Source organism: Phaeobacter sp. JH20_37 (genome assembly GCF_048056015.1).
Classification (GTDB): Bacteria; Pseudomonadota; Alphaproteobacteria; order Rhodobacterales; family Rhodobacteraceae; genus Phaeobacter; species Phaeobacter bryozoorum.
Genome location: NZ_JAYMWW010000013.1, coordinates 1,145,114 through 1,163,610, shown reverse-complemented (window position 1 = coordinate 1,163,610; position 18,497 = coordinate 1,145,114). Strand labels below are relative to the sequence as shown.

At 58.3% G+C, this 18,497-nt stretch carries 27 protein-coding genes; 19 read left to right on the top strand and 8 right to left on the bottom strand.

Annotated elements, in window-relative coordinates; genetic code table 11:
* Positions 1-23 precede the first annotated feature (23 nt).
* From VWZ87_RS10445 to VWZ87_RS10430, 4 genes are all read right to left on the bottom strand, one after another.
* Positions 24-683 carry a hypothetical protein gene (locus tag VWZ87_RS10445; RefSeq protein ID WP_416535798.1) on the bottom strand — a complete coding sequence of 220 codons (660 nt, stop codon included), beginning with the start codon at positions 681-683 and terminating at the stop codon, positions 24-26.
* 45 nt (positions 684-728) lie between these two features.
* Entirely contained in the window at positions 729-1,865 is a 1,137-nt protein-coding gene (locus VWZ87_RS10440; RefSeq protein WP_416535799.1) for a DNA polymerase III subunit beta, read from the bottom strand.
* Positions 1,866-1,962: 97 nt separating this feature from the next.
* Positions 1,963-2,181: a hypothetical protein gene (locus VWZ87_RS10435; RefSeq protein ID WP_416535800.1), complete on the bottom strand. Its 219-nt coding sequence runs from the start codon at positions 2,179-2,181 to the stop codon at positions 1,963-1,965.
* Positions 2,182-2,246: 65 nt separating this feature from the next.
* Positions 2,247-2,516, bottom strand: coding sequence for a hypothetical protein (locus VWZ87_RS10430; RefSeq protein ID WP_416535801.1), 270 nt, complete (start codon positions 2,514-2,516; stop codon positions 2,247-2,249).
* A 384-nt stretch (positions 2,517-2,900) separates the two neighbouring features.
* Between VWZ87_RS10430 and VWZ87_RS10425 the strand changes: the two genes are divergently transcribed.
* A complete protein-coding gene (locus tag VWZ87_RS10425) occupies positions 2,901-3,668 on the top strand; it encodes a hypothetical protein (RefSeq protein ID WP_416535802.1) in 768 nt (255 codons plus the stop codon).
* On the opposite strand, the gene VWZ87_RS10420 is transcribed toward VWZ87_RS10425, so the two are convergent.
* From VWZ87_RS10420 to VWZ87_RS10405, 4 genes are all read right to left on the bottom strand, one after another.
* The gene (locus tag VWZ87_RS10420) at positions 3,603-4,373 is read right to left on the bottom strand and encodes a hypothetical protein (RefSeq protein WP_416535803.1); all 771 of its coding nucleotides are present in this window, start codon (positions 4,371-4,373) and stop codon (positions 3,603-3,605) included. The two genes, VWZ87_RS10425 and VWZ87_RS10420, sit on opposite strands and share 66 nt — an antisense overlap.
* A gap of 157 nt (positions 4,374-4,530) precedes the next feature.
* Positions 4,531-4,950 (bottom strand): helix-turn-helix domain-containing protein, encoded by a 420-nt coding sequence (locus VWZ87_RS10415; RefSeq protein WP_416535804.1) that lies wholly within the window; start codon positions 4,948-4,950, stop codon positions 4,531-4,533.
* 11 nt (positions 4,951-4,961) lie between these two features.
* Entirely contained in the window at positions 4,962-5,264 is a 303-nt protein-coding gene (locus tag VWZ87_RS10410; protein ID WP_416535805.1) for a hypothetical protein, read from the bottom strand.
* A complete protein-coding gene (locus VWZ87_RS10405; protein ID WP_416535806.1) occupies positions 5,261-5,893 on the bottom strand; it encodes a hypothetical protein in 633 nt (210 codons plus the stop codon). Before VWZ87_RS10405 ends, VWZ87_RS10410 begins: the two co-directional genes overlap by 4 nt.
* A gap of 82 nt (positions 5,894-5,975) precedes the next feature.
* Between VWZ87_RS10405 and VWZ87_RS10400 the strand changes: the two genes are divergently transcribed.
* The 18 genes from VWZ87_RS10400 to VWZ87_RS10315 all read left to right on the top strand — a co-directional run bounded on the left by VWZ87_RS10400 (position 5,976) and on the right by VWZ87_RS10315 (position 18,492).
* The gene (locus VWZ87_RS10400; protein ID WP_416535807.1) at positions 5,976-6,410 is read left to right on the top strand and encodes a hypothetical protein; all 435 of its coding nucleotides are present in this window, start codon (positions 5,976-5,978) and stop codon (positions 6,408-6,410) included.
* A complete protein-coding gene (locus tag VWZ87_RS10395) occupies positions 6,410-6,874 on the top strand; it encodes a helix-turn-helix domain-containing protein (protein WP_416535808.1) in 465 nt (154 codons plus the stop codon). The genes VWZ87_RS10400 and VWZ87_RS10395 overlap by 1 nt, the downstream gene beginning before the upstream one ends.
* Complete coding sequence (locus tag VWZ87_RS10390; protein WP_416535809.1) at positions 6,855-7,511, top strand: hypothetical protein; 657 nt, start codon at positions 6,855-6,857, stop codon at positions 7,509-7,511. The genes VWZ87_RS10395 and VWZ87_RS10390 overlap by 20 nt, the downstream gene beginning before the upstream one ends.
* 185 nt (positions 7,512-7,696) lie before the next feature.
* On the top strand, positions 7,697-8,281 hold the full coding sequence (locus VWZ87_RS10385; RefSeq protein ID WP_416535810.1) for a hypothetical protein: 585 nt from the start codon (positions 7,697-7,699) through the stop codon (positions 8,279-8,281).
* Complete coding sequence (locus VWZ87_RS10380; protein ID WP_416535811.1) at positions 8,278-9,033, top strand: hypothetical protein; 756 nt, start codon at positions 8,278-8,280, stop codon at positions 9,031-9,033. The genes VWZ87_RS10385 and VWZ87_RS10380 overlap by 4 nt, the downstream gene beginning before the upstream one ends.
* A gap of 120 nt (positions 9,034-9,153) precedes the next feature.
* Positions 9,154-9,552, top strand: a complete 399-nt coding sequence (locus VWZ87_RS10375) for an HNH endonuclease signature motif containing protein (RefSeq protein WP_416535812.1) — start codon at positions 9,154-9,156, stop codon at positions 9,550-9,552.
* A gap of 89 nt (positions 9,553-9,641) precedes the next feature.
* Positions 9,642-10,082: a phage terminase small subunit P27 family gene (locus tag VWZ87_RS10370; protein ID WP_416535813.1), complete on the top strand. Its 441-nt coding sequence runs from the start codon at positions 9,642-9,644 to the stop codon at positions 10,080-10,082.
* Positions 10,069-11,736, top strand: coding sequence for a terminase large subunit (locus VWZ87_RS10365; RefSeq protein ID WP_416535814.1), 1,668 nt, complete (start codon positions 10,069-10,071; stop codon positions 11,734-11,736). The genes VWZ87_RS10370 and VWZ87_RS10365 overlap by 14 nt, the downstream gene beginning before the upstream one ends.
* Positions 11,733-13,022 (top strand): phage portal protein, encoded by a 1,290-nt coding sequence (locus VWZ87_RS10360; RefSeq protein WP_416535815.1) that lies wholly within the window; start codon positions 11,733-11,735, stop codon positions 13,020-13,022. Before VWZ87_RS10365 ends, VWZ87_RS10360 begins: the two co-directional genes overlap by 4 nt.
* On the top strand, positions 13,019-13,942 hold the full coding sequence (locus tag VWZ87_RS10355) for a S49 family peptidase (protein WP_416535816.1): 924 nt from the start codon (positions 13,019-13,021) through the stop codon (positions 13,940-13,942). Before VWZ87_RS10360 ends, VWZ87_RS10355 begins: the two co-directional genes overlap by 4 nt.
* A gap of 99 nt (positions 13,943-14,041) precedes the next feature.
* Complete coding sequence (locus VWZ87_RS10350) at positions 14,042-15,346, top strand: phage major capsid protein (RefSeq protein WP_416535817.1); 1,305 nt, start codon at positions 14,042-14,044, stop codon at positions 15,344-15,346.
* An 18-nt stretch (positions 15,347-15,364) separates the two neighbouring features.
* On the top strand, positions 15,365-15,868 hold the full coding sequence (locus tag VWZ87_RS10345) for a hypothetical protein (RefSeq protein WP_416535818.1): 504 nt from the start codon (positions 15,365-15,367) through the stop codon (positions 15,866-15,868).
* Between the two features lie 12 nt (positions 15,869-15,880).
* Positions 15,881-16,456 carry a hypothetical protein gene (locus VWZ87_RS10340; RefSeq protein WP_416535819.1) on the top strand — a complete coding sequence of 192 codons (576 nt, stop codon included), beginning with the start codon at positions 15,881-15,883 and terminating at the stop codon, positions 16,454-16,456.
* A 1-nt stretch (position 16,457) separates the two neighbouring features.
* Positions 16,458-16,793, top strand: coding sequence for a phage head closure protein (locus VWZ87_RS10335; RefSeq protein WP_416535820.1), 336 nt, complete (start codon positions 16,458-16,460; stop codon positions 16,791-16,793).
* 7 nt (positions 16,794-16,800) lie between these two features.
* The gene (locus VWZ87_RS10330) at positions 16,801-17,262 is read left to right on the top strand and encodes a hypothetical protein (protein ID WP_416535821.1); all 462 of its coding nucleotides are present in this window, start codon (positions 16,801-16,803) and stop codon (positions 17,260-17,262) included.
* A gap of 2 nt (positions 17,263-17,264) precedes the next feature.
* Complete coding sequence (gp17, locus tag VWZ87_RS10325) at positions 17,265-17,621, top strand: tail completion protein gp17 (protein WP_416535822.1); 357 nt, start codon at positions 17,265-17,267, stop codon at positions 17,619-17,621.
* Between the two features lie 47 nt (positions 17,622-17,668).
* The gene (locus VWZ87_RS10320; protein ID WP_102873919.1) at positions 17,669-18,115 is read left to right on the top strand and encodes a hypothetical protein; all 447 of its coding nucleotides are present in this window, start codon (positions 17,669-17,671) and stop codon (positions 18,113-18,115) included.
* The gene (locus tag VWZ87_RS10315) at positions 18,112-18,492 is read left to right on the top strand and encodes a hypothetical protein (protein ID WP_416535823.1); all 381 of its coding nucleotides are present in this window, start codon (positions 18,112-18,114) and stop codon (positions 18,490-18,492) included. The genes VWZ87_RS10320 and VWZ87_RS10315 overlap by 4 nt, the downstream gene beginning before the upstream one ends.
* The last annotated feature ends 5 nt before the right edge of the window (positions 18,493-18,497 follow it).

The window sequence follows — 18,497 nt, the reverse complement described above, 5'->3', positions numbered from 1 at the left end:
TGGCTCCCGATAGGGGGTTGGGGTTAAGCGGCTGCGGCCGCGTAGCGGGCCTGCGATGCAGCGCCCCATTGATCAGCCATCGCAGCGGCAAGGCCTGGAAAGAACTTGCTGCGGATCTTCCAACGATCAGCGCCGGGGCTGGCTTTGTGAACGCTGTCGCGGGCGGTGCTGCCGTCTAGGGTGCCGGTGTGGCTCAGTTGGGGCAGGCCGCGAAGCCAAAGACAGGTCCGCTTTTTTTCATTGTCGGGGCCGTCGGGGGCGCTGCCAAACTGCCATGGCTGCACGGTTTGGGCTGGCGGTTCGTAGTTCTCGATCCGCTCTTTGGCGTGACGGTGCATTACCGGGTTTTCGATAGCCACGCATGGGATGTGGGGCACGTTCCAGCAGGCTGAAAAGAGCGCTGCGCCATCGTCCAGCTCGCGCCACATTTCATCAAGACTGCGGCCCGTTGGCGCTTGTGTCAGCCACCGCACGCCGCTGTTGCAAAGTCGAGTGCATGGCGGGTGCATCACGGCCATCAGATCCCAGCTGTCCTGCATGACATCGCGAATGTCGCCTTGAATGTGGCGATTGGTCGGCGTGTCGGAGGGCAGCAGATCGCACGACCACGCATCATGCCCGAGGGCAAGGAATGCCTCTCTGACAATACCGCTGGTTTCACATCCGATCAGGACTTTAGCCATATCTCTCTCCATCAAAGAGGTGCGTTTTCAGGGCTATAAGGCGGTTCAAACCCGCATCGGCATCAGGACCATGATCAGATCCGTATGTGCCTCACTGGTAGCCAAGGCAGGCGCGCCCTTGTCTTTCGCGCGCAAACGAACGTCCCCCATCGTTGCTGTCGTCTGCGCCAGGTAGACAGTGTTGAAACCGATATCCGGCCCAGACTTGCCCTTGGCGGCATAAGTCACAGACAACTTGCCATCGTGATCCTCTCGGCCAATCGTCATAGTGCCCTTTTCAGGGGAAATCTTGCAGCCAAGGTCGTCCGGTCCAGCCATCAAGCGGAGGCGCTGAGTGGCGGATTTGGGAATGATGATATCGAACGCCTGTTCCCCGTCGACTGAGGGGATGACCCGGTTGTAATCGGGATATGTGCCATCGATCAGTTTGCAGTGCAGTTCTCGGTCGCCGATCTCAATACTAAGAAGGGTGGGCGTCTTATCGGCACCGCGATAAGTGATCTTGGCAAGCTGATTGCCGTTTGCGGTCAGCATGGCTGAAAGCGGCGTTATGCCGATCCGCGGGAAGATCACATCAAATGGCGGATATGGAGCTTCAAGATCCAGGCGCGCGAGCCTATGCCCGTTCGTCGTCACCATGCGTGACGCACCGTCGTGTGAGGTCCAGTAGATCCCGTTCAGATAGTATCGGGTTTCTTCGGTCGAGATGCACGGTTTGACCAAGGTAAGCGCGCGGAGGAGGACGTTTTCACCGACCTCAATGCCGCCCAGGGGCTTTTGCTTATTGATAGTTGGCCAGTCCTCTGGCGGTGCCATAACGTTCATGGCCAGGGACATGCCGTCAGCCGTCAGTGTGAGGAGATCCTTGGCAATGTCGTGCTCAATGGTGACGGTGCCGGACAGACCTGCCGTGACTTTCATCACCCGGTGGCCGTTCATCACAAATGACCAAGCTTCAGAGGTGTCGCAGGAGAGTGTCTGCCGTGCTTCGCGATCAAGGCAGGTGGCAGTAATAGTCAGCTGACCGTCTTCAACCTGAAACAGGTTCTGGCTCAAGATCGGGATGCGAGACCACGTTTCCCGCACCTTGTTGACCCAAGCGAGGGCAGCGCGAAGTTCTGAGATGTCGACCTTGAGTGATTTGGTGGCGACATCAGTCTTGATTTCACTGTGAGCGTTCATCTTAGGGCCTTTCGGTGCTTGGTTCCATTTGGGGCGCGGCCGGTTTCCGTGAGTGGGGTGCCGCGCCCTAGTCGCAGCGCTCGCGCTGCGGGTGTAGTCAACTGCTGCTTCTGGCGCGCTGCATTCGGCGGGTGCATTTTCGCCTGATCTGGCGTTGCTCTTCTTTCAGATCGTGCAGGGCGCGTTCTTTTCTGCGGATACGCAGATGAAGGATTGCGAGGCGGCGCAGGTCCATTTCGTCGGCAAAGTGAAGCCAAAGCGCCTTGAGGCCGAATATTTCGATCTTTTTCAGCCTGTCGCCGGTCTGTTTTGGCACGGCCTGTGTACCTGTGACAGGTACACGGGGCGGGGTATGTGCTCTGGTTTGCATGGTTGCTCCGATCACCGGTACGGGGTCGCGATTTTGCCTGTCCAGGCGTCGAATTCGGTGCGCAGGGCGGCGAAGCGGTCGGCAGCGGCCTTGTTGCTGTTGAGCAGGCCACGGCTGTTCACGCCGCAGATCATGCGGACGTATTCAGCGGCGGCGCTGGACATCAGCGATTTGCCGGGAAAGCCGCTGCGCTGTGCGGCGAATTCCTGAAAGCGCGGGTCATTGCAGAGGATCCCCGCCTGCTGGGCGGGTGGCATCTCGGCAAAAGGCTGGCGGGTCATGCGATCGCGCCTTTGGCGATCAATGTCGGCGGACGGGCGGGAAGGCCTGTCGCGACAATGTGGCGGCGGATGCGGTGGGTGAGCCCATTCGCAGCTAATGGCGCTTCGCTAGCCGGCTGGGGGTCGCTGGGTTGGGGTTCGTGATGCAGCCAGATTGAGAGTTTTATACGGCTGTTCTCGGTTGGACCATGAATTGCAAGGTGCATTGCGGCTCTCCCAGTGAAGGTTCTGGGCTAGCATTATGTCCAATAAAATGGATAGTCAAGGTGTGTGTCCGATATTTAGGACAATTGCTTACACGACTCGCGCGATTGGTAGCACATCGGTGCGATGTTATGAGTGTGGGCTGTTGGGGGTCAGCCCAACGAGAAAAAGGAGTGAATTATGCGAACAGTTGCGTTGGCTGAGGCGATTGGACGTTTGAGTGGCCGCCTGTCGGATTGGGGGTATGAGGTCAAGGAGGTTGATGATGTTTCAACTGTGCCGGGTTTGGTCGACCTGTTGGGAAAGTCGTATCTAACCCCCCTATCAAATCCAGGACACAACGATTTCACGGAGAACAACGTTATATGGCTGGTCGCTATGAAGGGGGATACACCTGTATTTGCGGGGTGCGCGCGCCTCGAAGATATCGGGCGCGAGAGTATATCCAGATACTGGTCCAGAACCCTAAAACGTGCATATGGGGCTAATTCAGATGCCCCGGTAATTGAAAAAGTTCGCCCAGAGGTGGAAAAAAAACTATTCGGGCGTCTTGTCTACTTTGGGGATCTTTACGTCAATTCATCCGAAAGGGGTTCACGCGTAGCACTTCGCTCATTTGTAGCATTGGGACACTTGGCTGTTTCCTTAAAATGGGATCCAGACTGGATTTACTGCTTTGTCAGAGAGGAAGATTTGGCGCGCGGGGCAGGTGTGATTTATGGGTTTTCAACCTTGCTTCCTGAACCTTTCAATTGGTTGTCGCCGCCGCCGCCTCGATCGAATTCTGAATGGCTTGCGTTGCTTCCAAGAGACGAAATTTGGTCGTTTGCAGGCGCTTCGCTCCGTGCGGCTCTTCGCAGTAATGGCCCTCGACGGGATCGCTCAGACAATCAGCAAAGAGTAATTAAGGATGCGCCTGCCGAGTGTGTCGGATCTCACGGGGAATAGCCCGCGGATGAATTCCATCTTTACTCGTACAGGGTGGTTCGGCATTTGAACGTCTAACGTTTCCAGCGATACAAGTGGGCCGTTTATTGAGGTGCTGGCATATGCAGAAACCCAGCGCCTCTTTAGTTCATCGTCGGGCACCGTGTCCAAGGCCGTCTGCAAGAGGCGGGCGTTAGGTTGGCCCATTGTGATCGCCGCGAGGCTTTTTACGCCAACTTCAACGACTTTCAAGCTGGAGGCGTCGGGTGCACAAGGGGCATATTGGTCGCAGTACGCCAGTGTTTCTGTAAAGCCCTCTAAGATGCCTCCTGACTTTAGATGTGTCCGCATCAAGGAGTCGATGGTAGGTGTTCCATTGCTCCGTGAGTGCTGAGCGACCAGCGTCGCTGAGGCGTGGCTGAGGAGTTGATCGGCGCTGTCAAGTTGGGTGGATAAACGGCGTACCGGTGGCGCTATCCCCGCGAGATGGTCAAGGGTTGTTCCGAGCAGGGACGCTACTCGAGCCATGCCAAATAGACCTGGCCCGGTTTTTGAGATGTCGAGTTTCTTGTCGTTTATGATGTTGTAGAGTGTCTTTTTACCCAAGCCTGCTGCTGTTGAGAGGCGCCAGATATCGTCACCATATGGTGAGTTTTTTACTGCCTCGCTAAGTCTTTCTCTAAATCCGTGCATGTCAAAGATATTCCTAAATTCAGGAACCACCATGCAACTGCTTGACCTCTGGGGTCAAGGCGTTGCAGCTATTGGTTGTGAAAATATTTGTTCGCCCGGAGTAGTAGATTGAAAGTAGCTAAATTTTGCCAAAAATTACTCAATATGAGTGAGCGGGAGTTGGCTGCTTTGCGGGTCTACGGTGAGGATGCTAGTCTTTTTCTAGCAGAGCAAGAATACCGTCGCGCGCGCGAGTATCTTGCTCCATCAGCGTCATCAGGCGCTCGGTCTCAGGGGAAATCTCAAAGCCAAAAAGAACAAAAGCAAGACTGAACCCATTCGCTTCACAGATCTTTGCGAGCTTTTGAACAGTAGGTTCGGCTCCATCCTTTAGGACGGAGTGTAGATATCCGGGGGTTGTACCGCCGCGCTTGCTTGCCTCGCGCATGGACAGGCCGGACTGCTCAAGTAGCAGCAGTAGGCGCTTCCTCATCGCGTTGGTGTCATATGTGCCATTCATGCCGAGATTATCCATTAGATTGGATATGTGCGCACGTCCTTTATTTTGGAATGTTGACGTGTCCAAAATAATGGATATTACTGCGAAGCATGAAACCAGTTGAACATACATGGCTTGACGTCTCAGGCGGTCCCCTCAGTGGCGAAATCCGGCTTCTCCTTGAGAGGGTTGAGAAATATTGTGAAGCGCGGAATTGGACGCTCGGATATTTCGGCAAGCATGTTGCAGGTGATGACACGATTATCCGCAGGCTCCGTGATACGGGGCGTGTGCAGGCCCGCCTCATGCTCGTAGTGGAGCGGTTTCTTGATGAGAATGAGGTGGCGGCTCGGTCCGGTGGTGACGCGCAATGATCTCACGTTGCGGGGCGTACTCCACATATCGGAATGGCGGAGCGGCATCGGGATGCCGCCTACCTGGATCATTCTCCGTGCTTGAAGTTTTTGACTTCGGCGTCCAGGCATTGTTCCACCTTCGCGGGGTCAATGTTGGCAAAAATGCAGTAACGGCCAGCCCTGTCTGGATTGGTCAGGTTTCTATCCGCAAGAAAGCGTTGGTAGGTTTCTTCGTTGCGCTCGCGGATATGATTTCGCAGGCAGTCATATTGATGCAGCCAGTGCAGCGATACCTCGCCCCGGCCGCCGCATTGTTTCACTGCCTCGGTCTCGCGTCGGGAGAGCGTGTCTCCGGTGCGCTTGGAAAGGTCAGCGTATGCAAGGCAGGCAGTTTGTTCGACCTGCATGCAATCTTTGATCTGGCTGAAGTCCGGGGTGCCTGGGTTGAGTGCTCTGCACACTTCGAACGCGGCAACATCGTTACAGAGAAAGTTGGCTTGCGCTGGCCCGGTGATCCACATCGTAGCAAGGCTGGCAGCGATGGTGGTGCGGGCAAGGTGAATGACAGTCATGTTATCCCTTTCGGTGCATGTTTTGCTACCGCTAAAGGTGCAGGCAATCAGAGCGGCGAACAAGCCTCGGTTGTCATCAAAAACGCAGCGGGCACAGAGGGCCGCCACCCTCGCTTCGTCGCCGATCGGGGGCAGGCGCGCCTGCATGTGGCCCCCTTATCCTCCCTGATGGAACCTGGGCGCGTTGGTGCAGCTTGTGCCGCGCGCCCCTTTTTCCAAGGGGGTTGCCATGCTTGACCTTCAGTCCTGCGCTTTGGCGTTTCCTGACCGGCCTGATTGGGTCTGGTTGCGGTGGTATTGGGGCGTCACAGATTTGCTGCGCGATGGGGTGACGCTTGATGAGGTTGCTGCGCGTGAACGGGGGCGCGTTGCCTGCCTCGCCACGCCTTATTCGGATTTTCCCGGCGGTCCTGTGTTGGCGGCTGACTACGCGGCGGAATGGGCGGGATTGTTGAGTGGGGCAGGGCTGCTGCCCTTGTCGCCTGCGCTATCGGCATTTGAGACCGGCGCGGCCAGCGCTGAGGTTGGCCCGGTTTCTCGCGTTGCTGAGGTTGTCGTGGTGCCCCCGATCGAGGGCTGGCGGCAGTCGGCAGAGGTCTGGCGCGCTGTCTGTGCCGGATTAGGCGCGATGCGGCCTGTTTATCTGCTGGATGGGGGTGCCTGATGGCTGATGTTCTCGCCTCGGTCCCGGCTGGCACGTCTCGGACATCGCCACGTCGGCAGCGCCGTCTAATATCACACGAGGTCGTCCAAGCTGTCGCCGACTTCTATCAGCTGAAGGTCGATGTGCTGATCGGTCCTGACCGGTCACGGCGGGTGTCCTGGCCGCGTCAAATGGCGATGGTGATGCTGCGCAGGCATACGCAATTGGGTGTCTCGGCCATCGCTTCGGCCCTCGGCCAGCAGTGCCATACGACTGTGGTCTATGGCTGTAAGCAGGTGGCCAAGCGGCGTGAGCAATCTGCCGACTGGGACGCCGATTTCAAAGAGCTAGACCGGATGCTTCTGCAGCGTCGGGGCGGGGTTGAGTTCGTTCGACACAGCCACGCGCATGGGCGCGCGTTTCAGACGGTTCGTAAGAAAAATATCGAGCAGCAGGGAGGTCAGAATGGACGGCCAAATCAATGACGTGGTGCAGGCGATGCCTGACCCATGGCCGCTGAAACTGGGGGAAACCCTATCGTCGCATGACTGGTTTCCGTTTCATGGGCATCAGTTCCTCGGCTCTTCCTTTGTGCGCACGTCGGTGATGGCGGGGCGACGGGAGGATATCGGCACCGCAGTGATCCTTCAGGCAGAGGCCATGCGGGAAGACCCAGCAGGCACCCTGCCGACTGATGATATCGAGTTGGCCGACCTCGCGCGGTTTCGCAGCCTGGATGAGTGGCTTGCCGTGCGCGCGCGGGTCTTGAAAGGGTGGATCACCGTGTTGGTCGAAGATCCCAGGACTGGGGCAATGACCGAGCGCCTCGGCCATCCTGATATCGAGGACGTTGTCAAGGACATGTACAAGCGCAAGCGCGGCAGGGACGCGGCGCGGGATTCCTCGCGTATGGCGCTGAAGCGGCACAAGATCCGCACCAAGATGCAGGAAATGGGTGTTCCCGAGCATATGGCTGCGGACAAGGGTGCAATCCAGATGTTGGCAGAGCATTTCGATCATGCTGACATCTACATCACGCCCGACAACCTGCGCGCGGCGATGGCCGAGGTGCTGGGGTATACCGGCGCTGTGACGCCGCTGTCGGCGCATCGGCGCACGTGAAATCCTACTGAAATACAACTGAAATGATTTCACTACATTTCAGCATGATTTCACCCGGCAAGTGAAATTGCCCTACAGAACAGAACAACACAAAACAGAATAATACAGAACACCTTACTAGCGCAGAACTCTGGCGGGACGCCTGTGGATAACTTGGAATTGCTTAGAAGAAAGGCAGAGCAGATATGGACGCTAGAGAGCAACACGCGGGCGAAAAGCGGGTGCGGGAGCATCTGATTGATCCGCTGATCCGGCTGGGGTTGGTGAAGCCATCGGGAATGACGGTGGCGCAGTTCAAGGTGATGCAGGACGAACTCTGCGGCAAGCTGGCCTATATGACGGATCTGAACCTGCAGGCGTTGGCCGAACAGGTGCGATCGATGCCGAGCGGCAAGAGTAAGGATCGGTTTCCGATTGCTGCCAAGGTGTTGAGCTGGGCGGCACAGATCCAAGCGCCTGCCGATGACGCCTCGCCGCTGTTTCGCGCGGTATTTGGCGGTGCCCTGGGCAAGGCCGCGATGGCGGAGGATTTCGCGCCGGAGCTGTTGGCGCATCTGCGGAGCCATCGGGTGTGGCCGCGCGAGTATGATGTGCGACAGATCCGCGAGCGGTCAGTTGAGGCCAGGCGGCGCATTACTCGGATGGCAGAAGCCGAGCAACGCGGCGGTGTCGTATCCGAGGAAGATCAGCGGCTGCGGTCAGCGCGCGCGCAGGCATCAGAGAAGTGCCGGCGCATTGTTGCGATCGTCGAGAGCGGGGGTGCAGCATGACCGAACATGTGGTGATCGTCGCGCCCGATGGTGTCGCGCGGCTACAGGCCGAGGCTGACCGGATTGCCGCAATCAAGGCGCGCGGTGCTGTACCGTTGGCTTGTGGTGACGCAATCCCGCTGGCGCCGGGGCGCGGCCCCATGATCCAGTTCACACCGCGAGAAATCCGGGCGACGGGCAACGGTGGCTTTGCGGCGGTCAAGTCAGGGCATGAAGGCAGGGATGCCGCGCGGGTGGCTGATGTGTTCGATGAGATGGATCGCGCCGCACGTAAGGCGCATCGGGCGGTTCAGCACCGGTTGGAGCTGGAGGGGAAAGATCCGCAGCCCTATGTGCCGCCGTTCACGTTCGGGCAGATCAGCGCGGGCCGAGACTATGCCTCGTTGGTGGAGCGGGTGAGCGCATCGGGTGTCAAGTGCTCCTCCCTTGAGGCGGTCAATTCCAGTGGCGGCGGCGGTGATCGGGAAGAGGCGATCTTCCGCGACTTCCAACGGTTGCGCGCGTTGCAGCGTAGGATCGGCGATGGGTTGGCAAAGGAGGTGCGGCGTATTCGTCCGTCACAGAACGGTGGGCGCAAGCGGTCGGCCATCTATGTTCGGCGTCTTGTCGATTTGGTGTGCCTTGGCGATCTGCCGCTGGAGGGCGTCTTGGCTTCGCATGGCTGGGCAAAGGACGGTCGCGCGATCCAGTCGCTACGGGCTTCACTCTGCGCCGCTCTGGACAGAATGCAGGGCTACGATCTGTCAGTCTGAGAAAGGGTGTTGACACTTAACCCACCTGCGAGGCATGAATAGTACATCATCACCAAATGCGCCCACGGGAAACCGGCGGGCGTTTTTGCGTTGGTGCTTCCTGAACAGTGAGGGTTTCCCGTGCCGCAGCTAAAGATCTGTGTGGCCTCTGGCTGCGAAGACTATGCGCTGCCTGGGTTGTCTCACTGTGATCAGCATGAGGCTGAGCGTCAGGGCAAGCTGAAGGCGCGACGGGCCAAGGCGCAGACATCAGAGGCGGCGCTGATGGCGAGAGCGCTCTATGCGGATCCACGCTGGCGCGCTGCTAGCAAGGCGTTCCTGCGCCAGTTCCCTCTGTGTCGCGATTGTGGCGAATTGGGTGTGATCGAACCGGCAACGGATGTTGACCACATCGAGCCTCACAAAGGTGATCGGAAACTATTCTGGGATCGCAAGAACTGGCAGTCGCTTTGCCACCGGTGCCACAGCCGAAAGACGGCGCGCGAGGTCTTCCACGGTGGGGGGGTATCCGGAAATTAGGGGCGTTATATCCGTAACCGGCGGACATACCTTTGTTTTCGCGAGCGTGAAATTGGAGAAAAAAACCCACTTTGAAAGGAGGGGCAGAGATGAAGGGACGCAAGCCGAACCTTGAAAATGTCATTCCCATGAAAGGTGACATGCCCAAAGAGATCCCGGTTGCGCCGGATTTCCTTGATGATCTGGGACGGCAGGTCTGGGATGAGCTAGCGCCGGAGCTGGTCAAGAAGGGGCGGCTTGAACTGCTCTACAAATACCAGTTCGGTTCTTATTGTTCGGCGGTGTCGAACTTTATCCAGGCCACGAATACGCTGGCGCTTGAAGGCCTGTTTTATGAAACCGGTAAGGGCCGCAATGGCAACCAGCGCCGTAAACATCCAGCGCTGGCATTGCAGGATACCGCCGCTGCGAGCATGCGGCGAGACTCTGCGCTATTCGGCCTGTCTCCGGTCGATGCCGCCCGCTTGGAGGGCGGTGATCAGGGTGATCTCTTCGATGAGGTCATGAAACAGTTGAATGGAACCAATTGACCACCCGGTATCCCGTTATGCGCTCGGGGTGGTTGAAGGGGATACTGTCGCTGGTGAACTGGTTCGCATGGCCTGCGAGCGCCACTTGCTGGATCTTGAGACCGGGGCAGATCGGGGTCTGGTCTTTGATTGCGAGGCGGCCAGTCGGATTATTCGCTGGGGTGGCATGCTCCAGCACACAACCGGGCCCATGGCTGGCCAGCCGCTGAAGCTGGAGCCGTGGCAAGAGTTCCGGCACGGGTCGGTCTTCGGGTGGAAACGTGCTGAGACCGGCCTGCGCCGGTTTCGCTCAACCTATCATCAGGTTGGCAAGAAGAACGGCAAGACCACCGATACTGCGGTTCCGATGCTCTACACTCAGTTGTTTGACGGGGAGGCGGCACCGCAGGGGTACTGTGCTGCAACCACCAAAGATCAGGCCGGTCTGCTGTTCAAAGAGATGAAGCGGATGATCAAGCGATCGCCGCTGTTGCGCCAGATGATGAGGGTCTGGCGCGCGTCGATCGAAAGTCCGCGGACTGATGGTTTCATCGCGTGTCTGAGCCGTGACGGGGATTCCTCGGACGGGATTAACCCCAGCTTCTTGGCGCGTGATGAAATGCACCGCTGGACCGATCGGGAACTGGCAGACACGATTGTTGAATCGATGATTGCGCGGGCGCAGCCAATTGACTGGGTAATCACTACGGCTGGGCAAGACCGCAGCTCACTCTGCGGCGAGCTGCGCGACTATGGTGAGAGTGTCCTGCGCGGGTCCGTTGAAGATGATTCCTTCTTTGGGTTCATCGCGGAGCCGCCTGCGGACTGTGATCCGGCAGATCCGCAGTTCTGGGCCATGGGAAACCCGAACCTGGGTGTCAGTAAGCAGATCGATGCGATGCAGGACACGCTCAAGAAAGCGTTGGCCATTGCGGGCCGGATGCCGAACTTCAAAAGGTTTCACCTGAACCTTTGGACCGAGGGTGCGGAGACTTGGATTGCAAGGGATGTCTGGGATCAGGGCCTTGCGAAAGCGCCGTTTGATCCGGCGATGCTCTATGGGCGCAAAGCCTGGGTGGGGTTGGATCTGTCAAACAAGGTCGACACCACAGCAATCGTGGTGGCGGTGCCTGTTGATGGGGTGATCTATCTGATCACCTACACCTTTCTACCGGCGGGGCCGAAGGGTTTCATCCAGAGAGCACAGACGGAAAAACGCGAATACGTGGGCTGGCGGGATCAGGGCTGGCTGGAGGTTCATCAGGGCGGGACCATTGATGAGGATGCCATCGCCGATCGACTTGAGTGGATCCGCAAGCATTTCGATTTGCAGGAAGTGGCCTATGACCCCTGGGGCATGAAGTATCTGGCTGACAAGCTGGATAAGCGCCGGTTCCCGATGGTCGAACACCGGCAGGGCTATGGCTCAATGTCGAACCCAATGAAGCGGTTCGAGGAAAAGGTGGCCCAGGGCAAGATCCGCCATGGCGGCAATCCCGTCCTGGCATGGCAGGTTGGCAATGTTCATCGCGACGAAGATGCGGCGGAGAACATCAAGCCGAACAAGAAGAAATCGACGGGGCGTATCGATGCCGCCGTAGCTGCCATTATGGCGCTGGGGCGGGCTGAGGTGGGCGAAGAGAAACGCAAGGCGCGGGAAGTTGAGGTCGTATGAAAGTCTTCGGTCTGGAAATCACACGCGGCAATTCGGCCAATACTAGAATGCCGGTTCGGGTTGAGCCGCCGATGGTCGAAGCTATTGCGGAGACTTCTGGCGTGGCCCGACCAGAACCGTGGATGACTGAAATCGGTTTCGGTGGCGGCCGTGGCGGCACCGGGTCGCAGCGCCTTCCAAATGTCACTGCGCGGCGGGCTGAGCAACATGGCACGGTGTTTGCCTGCTGTAATAATATTGCGGGGGATCTGTCCAAGGTTCCGCTGAAGATCTGGGAGCGCAAGGCGGATGGCCAGGAGGTCCGAGTGCGCCATCATCCTGCGGCCTATCTGCTGAACGTCGAGGCATCAGAGGGGGTGCCCGCAAAGGTCATGCGCTTTGCGCTGGTCTATGCTTGGGCCCTGCGTGGCAATGGTTTTGCATATGGCCCCCGTGATGGTGGCGGTGATCTGGAAATGATCGAGGTGATTGATCAAGATGGATGCAATCCACTGCGGGCTGGCCGCGCCCGGTTTTACGATTTTACCGATGGGGCGGGTGTGTATCGTCGTGTTCCCAGCCGATCGATGGTGCATCTGCGTTACATGGCTCTGGATGGTTGGACGGGGCGTTCTCCGCTACAGGTGGCCAGTGAGACAGTAGGGCTTGCATTTGCGGGGCAGGAATCGGCTGCGCGGTCTGTTTCCGGCGCGCATTCCAAGGCGTTCATGAAGCTGGGCGATCACTATGAAGACGACGGCGCGCGGACCCGAAATGCGAAGCGGTTGAAGGATCATCTGACCAACCCGAATTCGGACGGCATTCCCGTGCTTGGTCCTGATGACGATATCAAGAGCCTGGATCTGACCGCCGCAGATCAAGAGCTGTTGTCCAGCCGCAAATTTGATCGTGAGCAACTGGCCGCAATCTACCGTATGCCGCCGTCCAAATTGCAGATGCTGGAATACGGCGTGAAGGCAAATGGGGAGCAGCAGGCGATCGACTATCTGACAGATTGTCTGCTGCATTGGTCAGGTCTGGCAGAACAGACGTTGGCGCTGTCGATCCTTACACGGGGTGAGCGCGATCGAGGATTGTTCCTGCGTCATGATTTTGGGGCGCTACTACAGCCGACAATCAAGGATCAGATCGAGGCGGTAACCAAGGCGGTTGGTGGTCCCGTATACACCCCGAATGATGGGCGGAAAAAGCTTGGCCTGCCGCCAACTGAGGGCGGCGACAAAATGAACCCTGCACCGAACATGACGCGGGATGACAGCAAGGACGCAAAGGGGAAAGAGAAATGAGCGGGACAACCATTGGTGCGCTACTGGGAACAGCTGCGGTTGCGATCTGTGCAGAGCATCTACCCATGCTTGACGCTGTTCTTCCAGGTCAAGCTCCTGAGAGTGTCGACGCGATGCAGGCTATGGTCGGCGCTGGCGTCAAGGTCGAACGGGGCGAGCGCTATGCGGTCCATCGTGGCATTGCCTATATGCCTGTTCGCGGTGTCCTGTCTCCAAATTCTGAGATCCTTGAGCGCTGGTTTGGTTGGGCAACCTATCACGGGCTGATTGACACCATGGGCGCGCTTGCTGCCAGTGATGAGGTGCGCGGAGTGGTGCTGTTTTTTGACACGCCGGGTGGGGCGGTCGTAGGTGTTCAGGGGGCAGTCGAGGCGGTCAAGGCTTGTGCTGCGGTGAAGCCTGTGCATGCGTTTGTCTATCCGCTTGCGGCTTCTGCTGGCTACTGGCTTGCCAGCCAGTGCACAGAAATCATCGTCAGCCCTGGCGCGTGGGTCGGGTCGGTCGGCACCATGATGAACAGCAACCAGCCGGTGCAGTCGGGTAGTTCAGGTTATCAGGACTATATTTTGACCTCGCAACATGCCGGAGCCAAGCGTCCGGACCTGTCCACGGATGAGGGGCGGGCGTTAGCGCTGGACCGCCTGAACGCGATGGAGGCAGATTTTCACGCTGCTGTTTCTGAAGGTCGCGGGATCCCGATCGACGATCTCAAGGTGAGCCTGAGCCGCAGCGGAAACACCGCACATGGCGGGGATGTTTTCTGGGGTCAAGATGCGGTTGAGCGTGGGCTGGCAGATGGCCTTGAGGAAATCTCTACCTTTATAGCGCGGGTTTCGGCGCTCTATGCCCCGCCTCAGCAGAGGCAGGCGCGGGCCATGATGGCACGGGCTAAAGCGGCACAGGCGAAAGCCTCTCTCTAACTCTCGGCGGCCACTTCGGCCTGTGTAGACCTCGCGCATTTGCGGCGGGGCCAATTGGGCTGCGCGGGTGCAGCCTTCCATGTCAAAAGGAGAAACAACATGGATATCAACGATCTTCGCCGCATGCTGAAGGCAGCGGCGGACGACATGCAAATCAAGGCCAAAGCCATTGAGGATCTGGAATCTGCCGATACTCCTGACGGGGATGCGATCAAGGCGGCGGTGACCGAATTTGAAGCCTCCGAAGCGGACTTCAAAAAGGTGCAGGTCAAGCTGAACCGTGCCCAGGCGATCGAGGACGCCAAGGCCGCGACGGCGACCTCTGAACTGGAGGCGGTCACTGCGCCTCAGGCAGCCCCTGCGGCGGCGGCAAACCCTGCGGAAAAGGGGATCGAAATTGGCTTTATGGCCCATGCACTGATCAACGCGAAAGGTGATCGTGACAAGGCGGTGGAGTCTTTGGAAAAGGACGGTCACAGCGCCGTATCCGCAGCCCTGTCCGGTGCAAGTGAAGGGGCTGGTGGGGTCACCCTGCCGCGCCCGCAGGCGACGCAGGTAATCGAGCTTCTGCGCCCGCGTGTGACGGTGCGTGCTTCTGGTGCGGTTGTGCATGACCTGCCTGCGGGTGAGCTGCGCAATGCGCGGCAGGCGACACCTGCCAGCGCTTCCTATGGCGGCGAGAATGCTGCAATGGTTGAGAGCGAGCCGACGTTTGACAAGGTGGAAGAAAAGTTCCGTAAACTGACCTCGCTTGTGCCAGTGGGCAACTCGCTCCTGCGCCATTCCAGCGCGTCGATCGCAATTATGGTGCGCAATGACATTCTGCGGGAGATGGGCCTGAAAAACGATCTGGCCTTCCTGCGGTTTGATGGCTCGGGTGTCCTTCCTAAGGGGCTGCGTCATTGGGCGTTGGCAGATCACTGGGAGGCGGCTGTGGGCAAAGATCCCGCTGTGGTCGAACAGGCCATTCGGCGTATCAAGAGCAAAGTCGAAGATGCCAATGTGGCGATGGTTGCACCTGGTTGGATCATGCGCGCATCTGCCAAGAACTTCCTTGCAAGCCTGCGCTGGCCGAACGGGTTCAAGGTATTCCCGTCGATTGATGACAGCGGCACCCTGCACGGCTACCCGATCAAAACCACATCGCAGATCCCTGACAATCTTGGCGTTGGTGGAGATGAAACCGAAATCTACTTTGCAGATTTTGCCGAGATCATGATCGGTGATGCGCTGCAAATCACATTCGGCACCAGCTCTGAAGCTGCGTATGTCAATCAGGCTGGTGATACCGTGTCAGCCTGGGCGCAGGACTTGACCCTGATGCGGGCGATTGCGGAGCATGACATGGCACCGATGCACGATGAAGCCATCGCCGGTCTGAACGGGGTGGGCTGGAGCCTCTAAGGCACGAATCTTCCCTTTATGATCTGGGCCTCGGCGGTGATCGTCGGGGCTTTCTCTTTTTTCCTGAAATCAAGGATTGCTGAAATGACGAAAGTAATCGTGGAATTCCTGCGCGCGCATGGTCGCTTTGTTCGTGGCGATATTGCCGGGTTCGCCCCCGATGTTGTGAAAAAGTGGCCTGCCGGGGTTTGTGTTCCTTATGACCCGGATAAGCCCAAAGCGCGCGGTGTCGCCGTTGTCGGTGAGATTGACCTTGATGCTGATGGGGTTCGGAAAATTATCTCCGACGCTGAAACAGAGTTCGCTGAAAAAGCGGATGCACTCAGTCAGCGCGAGCAGGAGCTCGCAGACCGTGAGGCAGAATTGTCTGCGCGGGAGCGCGAGCTTTTGAACCGCACCGCCGCTGCGGAAACAGGTGCAGCCGCAGATCCAGAGGTGGCCGCTGCTGTGGATGAGGAAGCAGCCAAGGGTGCCACCAAGAAGACCGCCGGCGCACCGCCCAAACAGGGCGCTAAGGCGTAAGGTGGCGAACTGATGCGGGTGATTGAAGTGGATGCCATTCCATCAGGTTTCGAACTGGACGATTTCAAGCGTTCTGTTCACATGATGGATGACGAGGCGGAGAACGATCCGGCTCTTGGCTTGGTGTTGGAATCTGCTGAGGCGGCAGTTGCGACTGCGACTGGTCGCCCGGTCACCCCGCGTCTGGTCGAATTTATCGTCGTTCGTGGCCATTGGTCTCGGTGGTGGTTTCCGGTTCTGCCCGTTCAGGAGCTGACTGGGCTTGCGGTTGATGATGGGGCAGGAGGCTGGCTGGATCAGCCTCTTGGTGGGGCGTGGCTCCAGCAGGCGCATGATGAGCCGCAGTTGGTGATTGGTCGGTCCTGGGTGGGTCGTTCTGTCCAAGGCGATCTGCTGCGGATTCAGGCGCGCGTTGGTGGCGCTGATGTTTCCACCTTCCCGCGGCTACGCCAAGCTGTTTTCCTCTTGGCGAAAGAGTGGCTTGACGCTGGTGTTTCGATCGAGGGAGAGACTGTGCCGCAGTTATCTTTTGGTGTGAGACTGCTGATCAAACAGGCCCGCTACATCCGACCATTTGAGGTGGCTTGATATGGCGGGTCGCTTGGATCGCCGCATTGACATCGTGAAGCCCCGATTGGTGCCGGTTGGGCTTGGAGAGACCAAGGAGGACGGCTTCGAAACGGTTGCGACCAGGTGGGCGAAATACACCCCTGTGAGTGACGCTGAGAAACTGCGGGCGGCGGCGGTAGAGCAAAAGACGGATGCGCGTTTTGTGATCCGATATTCCCGCGCGTTGGCGTTGCTGGATGAGGATCACAAGATCCGATTTGATGGCAGTATCTGGTCCATCTCCGGCGTGAAAGAACTGGGTCGCCGCCGTTGGCTTGAGTTCACGGCGCACCGAACCGGCAGGCCAGAGGTGTAGCATGTCCATGAAAATGAAGATTGAGGGGGCGGGCGATATTGAGCGCGCCCTCGGTGCTTTGGCGCGTGGCACCGCAAAAGGTGTCACCCGCCGGGCCATGAAGAAAGCGCTTCAGCCGGTGGCCCGTTCGGCAGAAGGATCACCCTTTGTGATCGCTGTGACCAGTAAACTGGCGCGGGGTCAAAAAGGGCGGGCAAGGGGAGATCAAGGCCGCAGCAAGATTGCGATGTATGTCGGCCCGGTCCAGCAGGACGGATCACACGCACCGCATGCCCATCTGATCGAGTTCGGCACCGGCGATCGCTACCACGAGTCGGGCAAATATGTCGGGGCTGTCATGGCGGATCCGTTCATGCGTCCCGCTTGGGATGCAAATCGCGCGCGTGTGCTGGAGATCCTGAAACGCGAGATTTGGGCGGAAATTGAGAAGACTGTCGCCCGCGCCGCCCGCAAGGCTGCAAGGGGGTAGGGATGGAAGATGATCTCTATCAGGCGCTTTTGACGCTTGGACACCCGGTTGCGTGGCTGGCCTTTAACAAAGCCGTTGGCTTGCCGCGCATCTCATTGCAGCGGATCAGCACAGTGACCGGCTATTCCCAAACCGGCCGCGCGGATGTCGAAACCGCACGGGTGCAGATCAATGTGTCTGCGGAAACCTACCCTGAGGCTGCAGCCCTAGGCAGAGCGGTTTCAGAGCTTTTGACAGAATTTCGCAGCGGGTCAGTGATCCGCTGTCGCGAGCTATCGCGCCGGGACGGATCATCCGAGACCGGTGGCGATATCATCCGGCGGCAAATGCTGGATATCTCGGTGCGGTATCGCGCCTGAACCTTGGCCGGAGATCCGGCTTTTCAAACATGATGTGAGGAATTGAGATGACAGCAGATCTGGTCATTGCAGCAGACGAATGCGACGTCGAATGGTCCGAGGACGGCGCTACCTGGGCTGAGGTGCCTGGTTGTAAAACGATTGCGATCCCCAAGGTTACCACGGAAACCCGTGATCGCACTTCTTTGAGCAGCCCGGGACGGTTTCGTGAATGGGGTCGCGGGATGAAAGACACCTCGGAAGTGACCCTGAATTGCTTCTACCACCCTGACCTTCAGGAAAAGGCAATCGGATACGACAACGCCAACAAGCTGGTTCATTTTCGGGTTCAGCTGCCCCCGATTGAAGGGCTGCAGAGCACGGGTGACAAGTTCCAGTACGTCGCCTTTGTCACGCCTGGGGTTCCCGACACCGATTTCGACAACGATCTGATGCTGGCGTTGGAGCTGCGTCCTAGTGGTCCATTGGATTGGACGAAGGGGGCCGCACTGTGATCAGTTCTGTATCGGTGGCAGTGGGCAAGAAAACCCACAAGCTGAAATGTTCCACCCTGGCCATGGCGGATCTGGAAGAGGCGCGCGGCGAGAACTTTGATGTCATCCTGAACCAGCTTATTGCGGGTAATCAGGGCGTCAAAGTCATCATTGATGCGTGGGCTGCATTTCTGAATGACGGCAAGGGTGTGCCGACCGAGGACGCCGCCGCTGTTCTGGATGACCTCGGCGGCTATGCCGTCGCTGCGCCCTATCTGGCGCAGGCGTTGAACAAGGCCTTTCCGATGCTTCAGCTCAAAACTGAGGCTGATGACGGCGAGGATGAGAGCGCCGAAGATGGCGACGATGAGGGAAACGAGGTGCCCCCGGTCGAATAGACTGG

Coding starts and splice junctions, on each gene's coding strand:
- VWZ87_RS10335 (WP_416535820.1), top strand. CDS start 16,458: ATGGCGGGTCGCTTGGATCGCCGCATTGACATCGTGAAGCCCCGATTG.
- VWZ87_RS10365 (WP_416535814.1), top strand. CDS start 10,069: ATGGAACCAATTGACCACCCGGTATCCCGTTATGCGCTCGGGGTGGTT.
- VWZ87_RS10360 (WP_416535815.1), top strand. CDS start 11,733: ATGAAAGTCTTCGGTCTGGAAATCACACGCGGCAATTCGGCCAATACT.
- VWZ87_RS10445 (WP_416535798.1), bottom strand. CDS start 683: ATGGCTAAAGTCCTGATCGGATGTGAAACCAGCGGTATTGTCAGAGAG.
- VWZ87_RS10420 (WP_416535803.1), bottom strand. CDS start 4,373: ATGGTGGTTCCTGAATTTAGGAATATCTTTGACATGCACGGATTTAGA.
- VWZ87_RS10390 (WP_416535809.1), top strand. CDS start 6,855: ATGGACGGCCAAATCAATGACGTGGTGCAGGCGATGCCTGACCCATGG.
- VWZ87_RS10370 (WP_416535813.1), top strand. CDS start 9,642: ATGAAGGGACGCAAGCCGAACCTTGAAAATGTCATTCCCATGAAAGGT.
- VWZ87_RS10330 (WP_416535821.1), top strand. CDS start 16,801: ATGAAAATGAAGATTGAGGGGGCGGGCGATATTGAGCGCGCCCTCGGT.
- VWZ87_RS10345 (WP_416535818.1), top strand. CDS start 15,365: ATGATCTGGGCCTCGGCGGTGATCGTCGGGGCTTTCTCTTTTTTCCTG.
- VWZ87_RS10320 (WP_102873919.1), top strand. CDS start 17,669: ATGACAGCAGATCTGGTCATTGCAGCAGACGAATGCGACGTCGAATGG.
- VWZ87_RS10410 (WP_416535805.1), bottom strand. CDS start 5,264: ATGATCCAGGTAGGCGGCATCCCGATGCCGCTCCGCCATTCCGATATG.
- gp17 (WP_416535822.1), top strand. CDS start 17,265: ATGGAAGATGATCTCTATCAGGCGCTTTTGACGCTTGGACACCCGGTT.
- VWZ87_RS10395 (WP_416535808.1), top strand. CDS start 6,410: ATGGCTGATGTTCTCGCCTCGGTCCCGGCTGGCACGTCTCGGACATCG.
- VWZ87_RS10430 (WP_416535801.1), bottom strand. CDS start 2,516: ATGACCCGCCAGCCTTTTGCCGAGATGCCACCCGCCCAGCAGGCGGGG.
- VWZ87_RS10350 (WP_416535817.1), top strand. CDS start 14,042: ATGGATATCAACGATCTTCGCCGCATGCTGAAGGCAGCGGCGGACGAC.
- VWZ87_RS10425 (WP_416535802.1), top strand. CDS start 2,901: ATGCGAACAGTTGCGTTGGCTGAGGCGATTGGACGTTTGAGTGGCCGC.
- VWZ87_RS10385 (WP_416535810.1), top strand. CDS start 7,697: ATGGACGCTAGAGAGCAACACGCGGGCGAAAAGCGGGTGCGGGAGCAT.
- VWZ87_RS10400 (WP_416535807.1), top strand. CDS start 5,976: ATGCTTGACCTTCAGTCCTGCGCTTTGGCGTTTCCTGACCGGCCTGAT.
- VWZ87_RS10405 (WP_416535806.1), bottom strand. CDS start 5,893: ATGCAGGCGCGCCTGCCCCCGATCGGCGACGAAGCGAGGGTGGCGGCC.
- VWZ87_RS10355 (WP_416535816.1), top strand. CDS start 13,019: ATGAGCGGGACAACCATTGGTGCGCTACTGGGAACAGCTGCGGTTGCG.
- VWZ87_RS10415 (WP_416535804.1), bottom strand. CDS start 4,950: ATGTATGTTCAACTGGTTTCATGCTTCGCAGTAATATCCATTATTTTG.
- VWZ87_RS10380 (WP_416535811.1), top strand. CDS start 8,278: ATGACCGAACATGTGGTGATCGTCGCGCCCGATGGTGTCGCGCGGCTA.
- VWZ87_RS10440 (WP_416535799.1), bottom strand. CDS start 1,865: ATGAACGCTCACAGTGAAATCAAGACTGATGTCGCCACCAAATCACTC.
- VWZ87_RS10340 (WP_416535819.1), top strand. CDS start 15,881: ATGCGGGTGATTGAAGTGGATGCCATTCCATCAGGTTTCGAACTGGAC.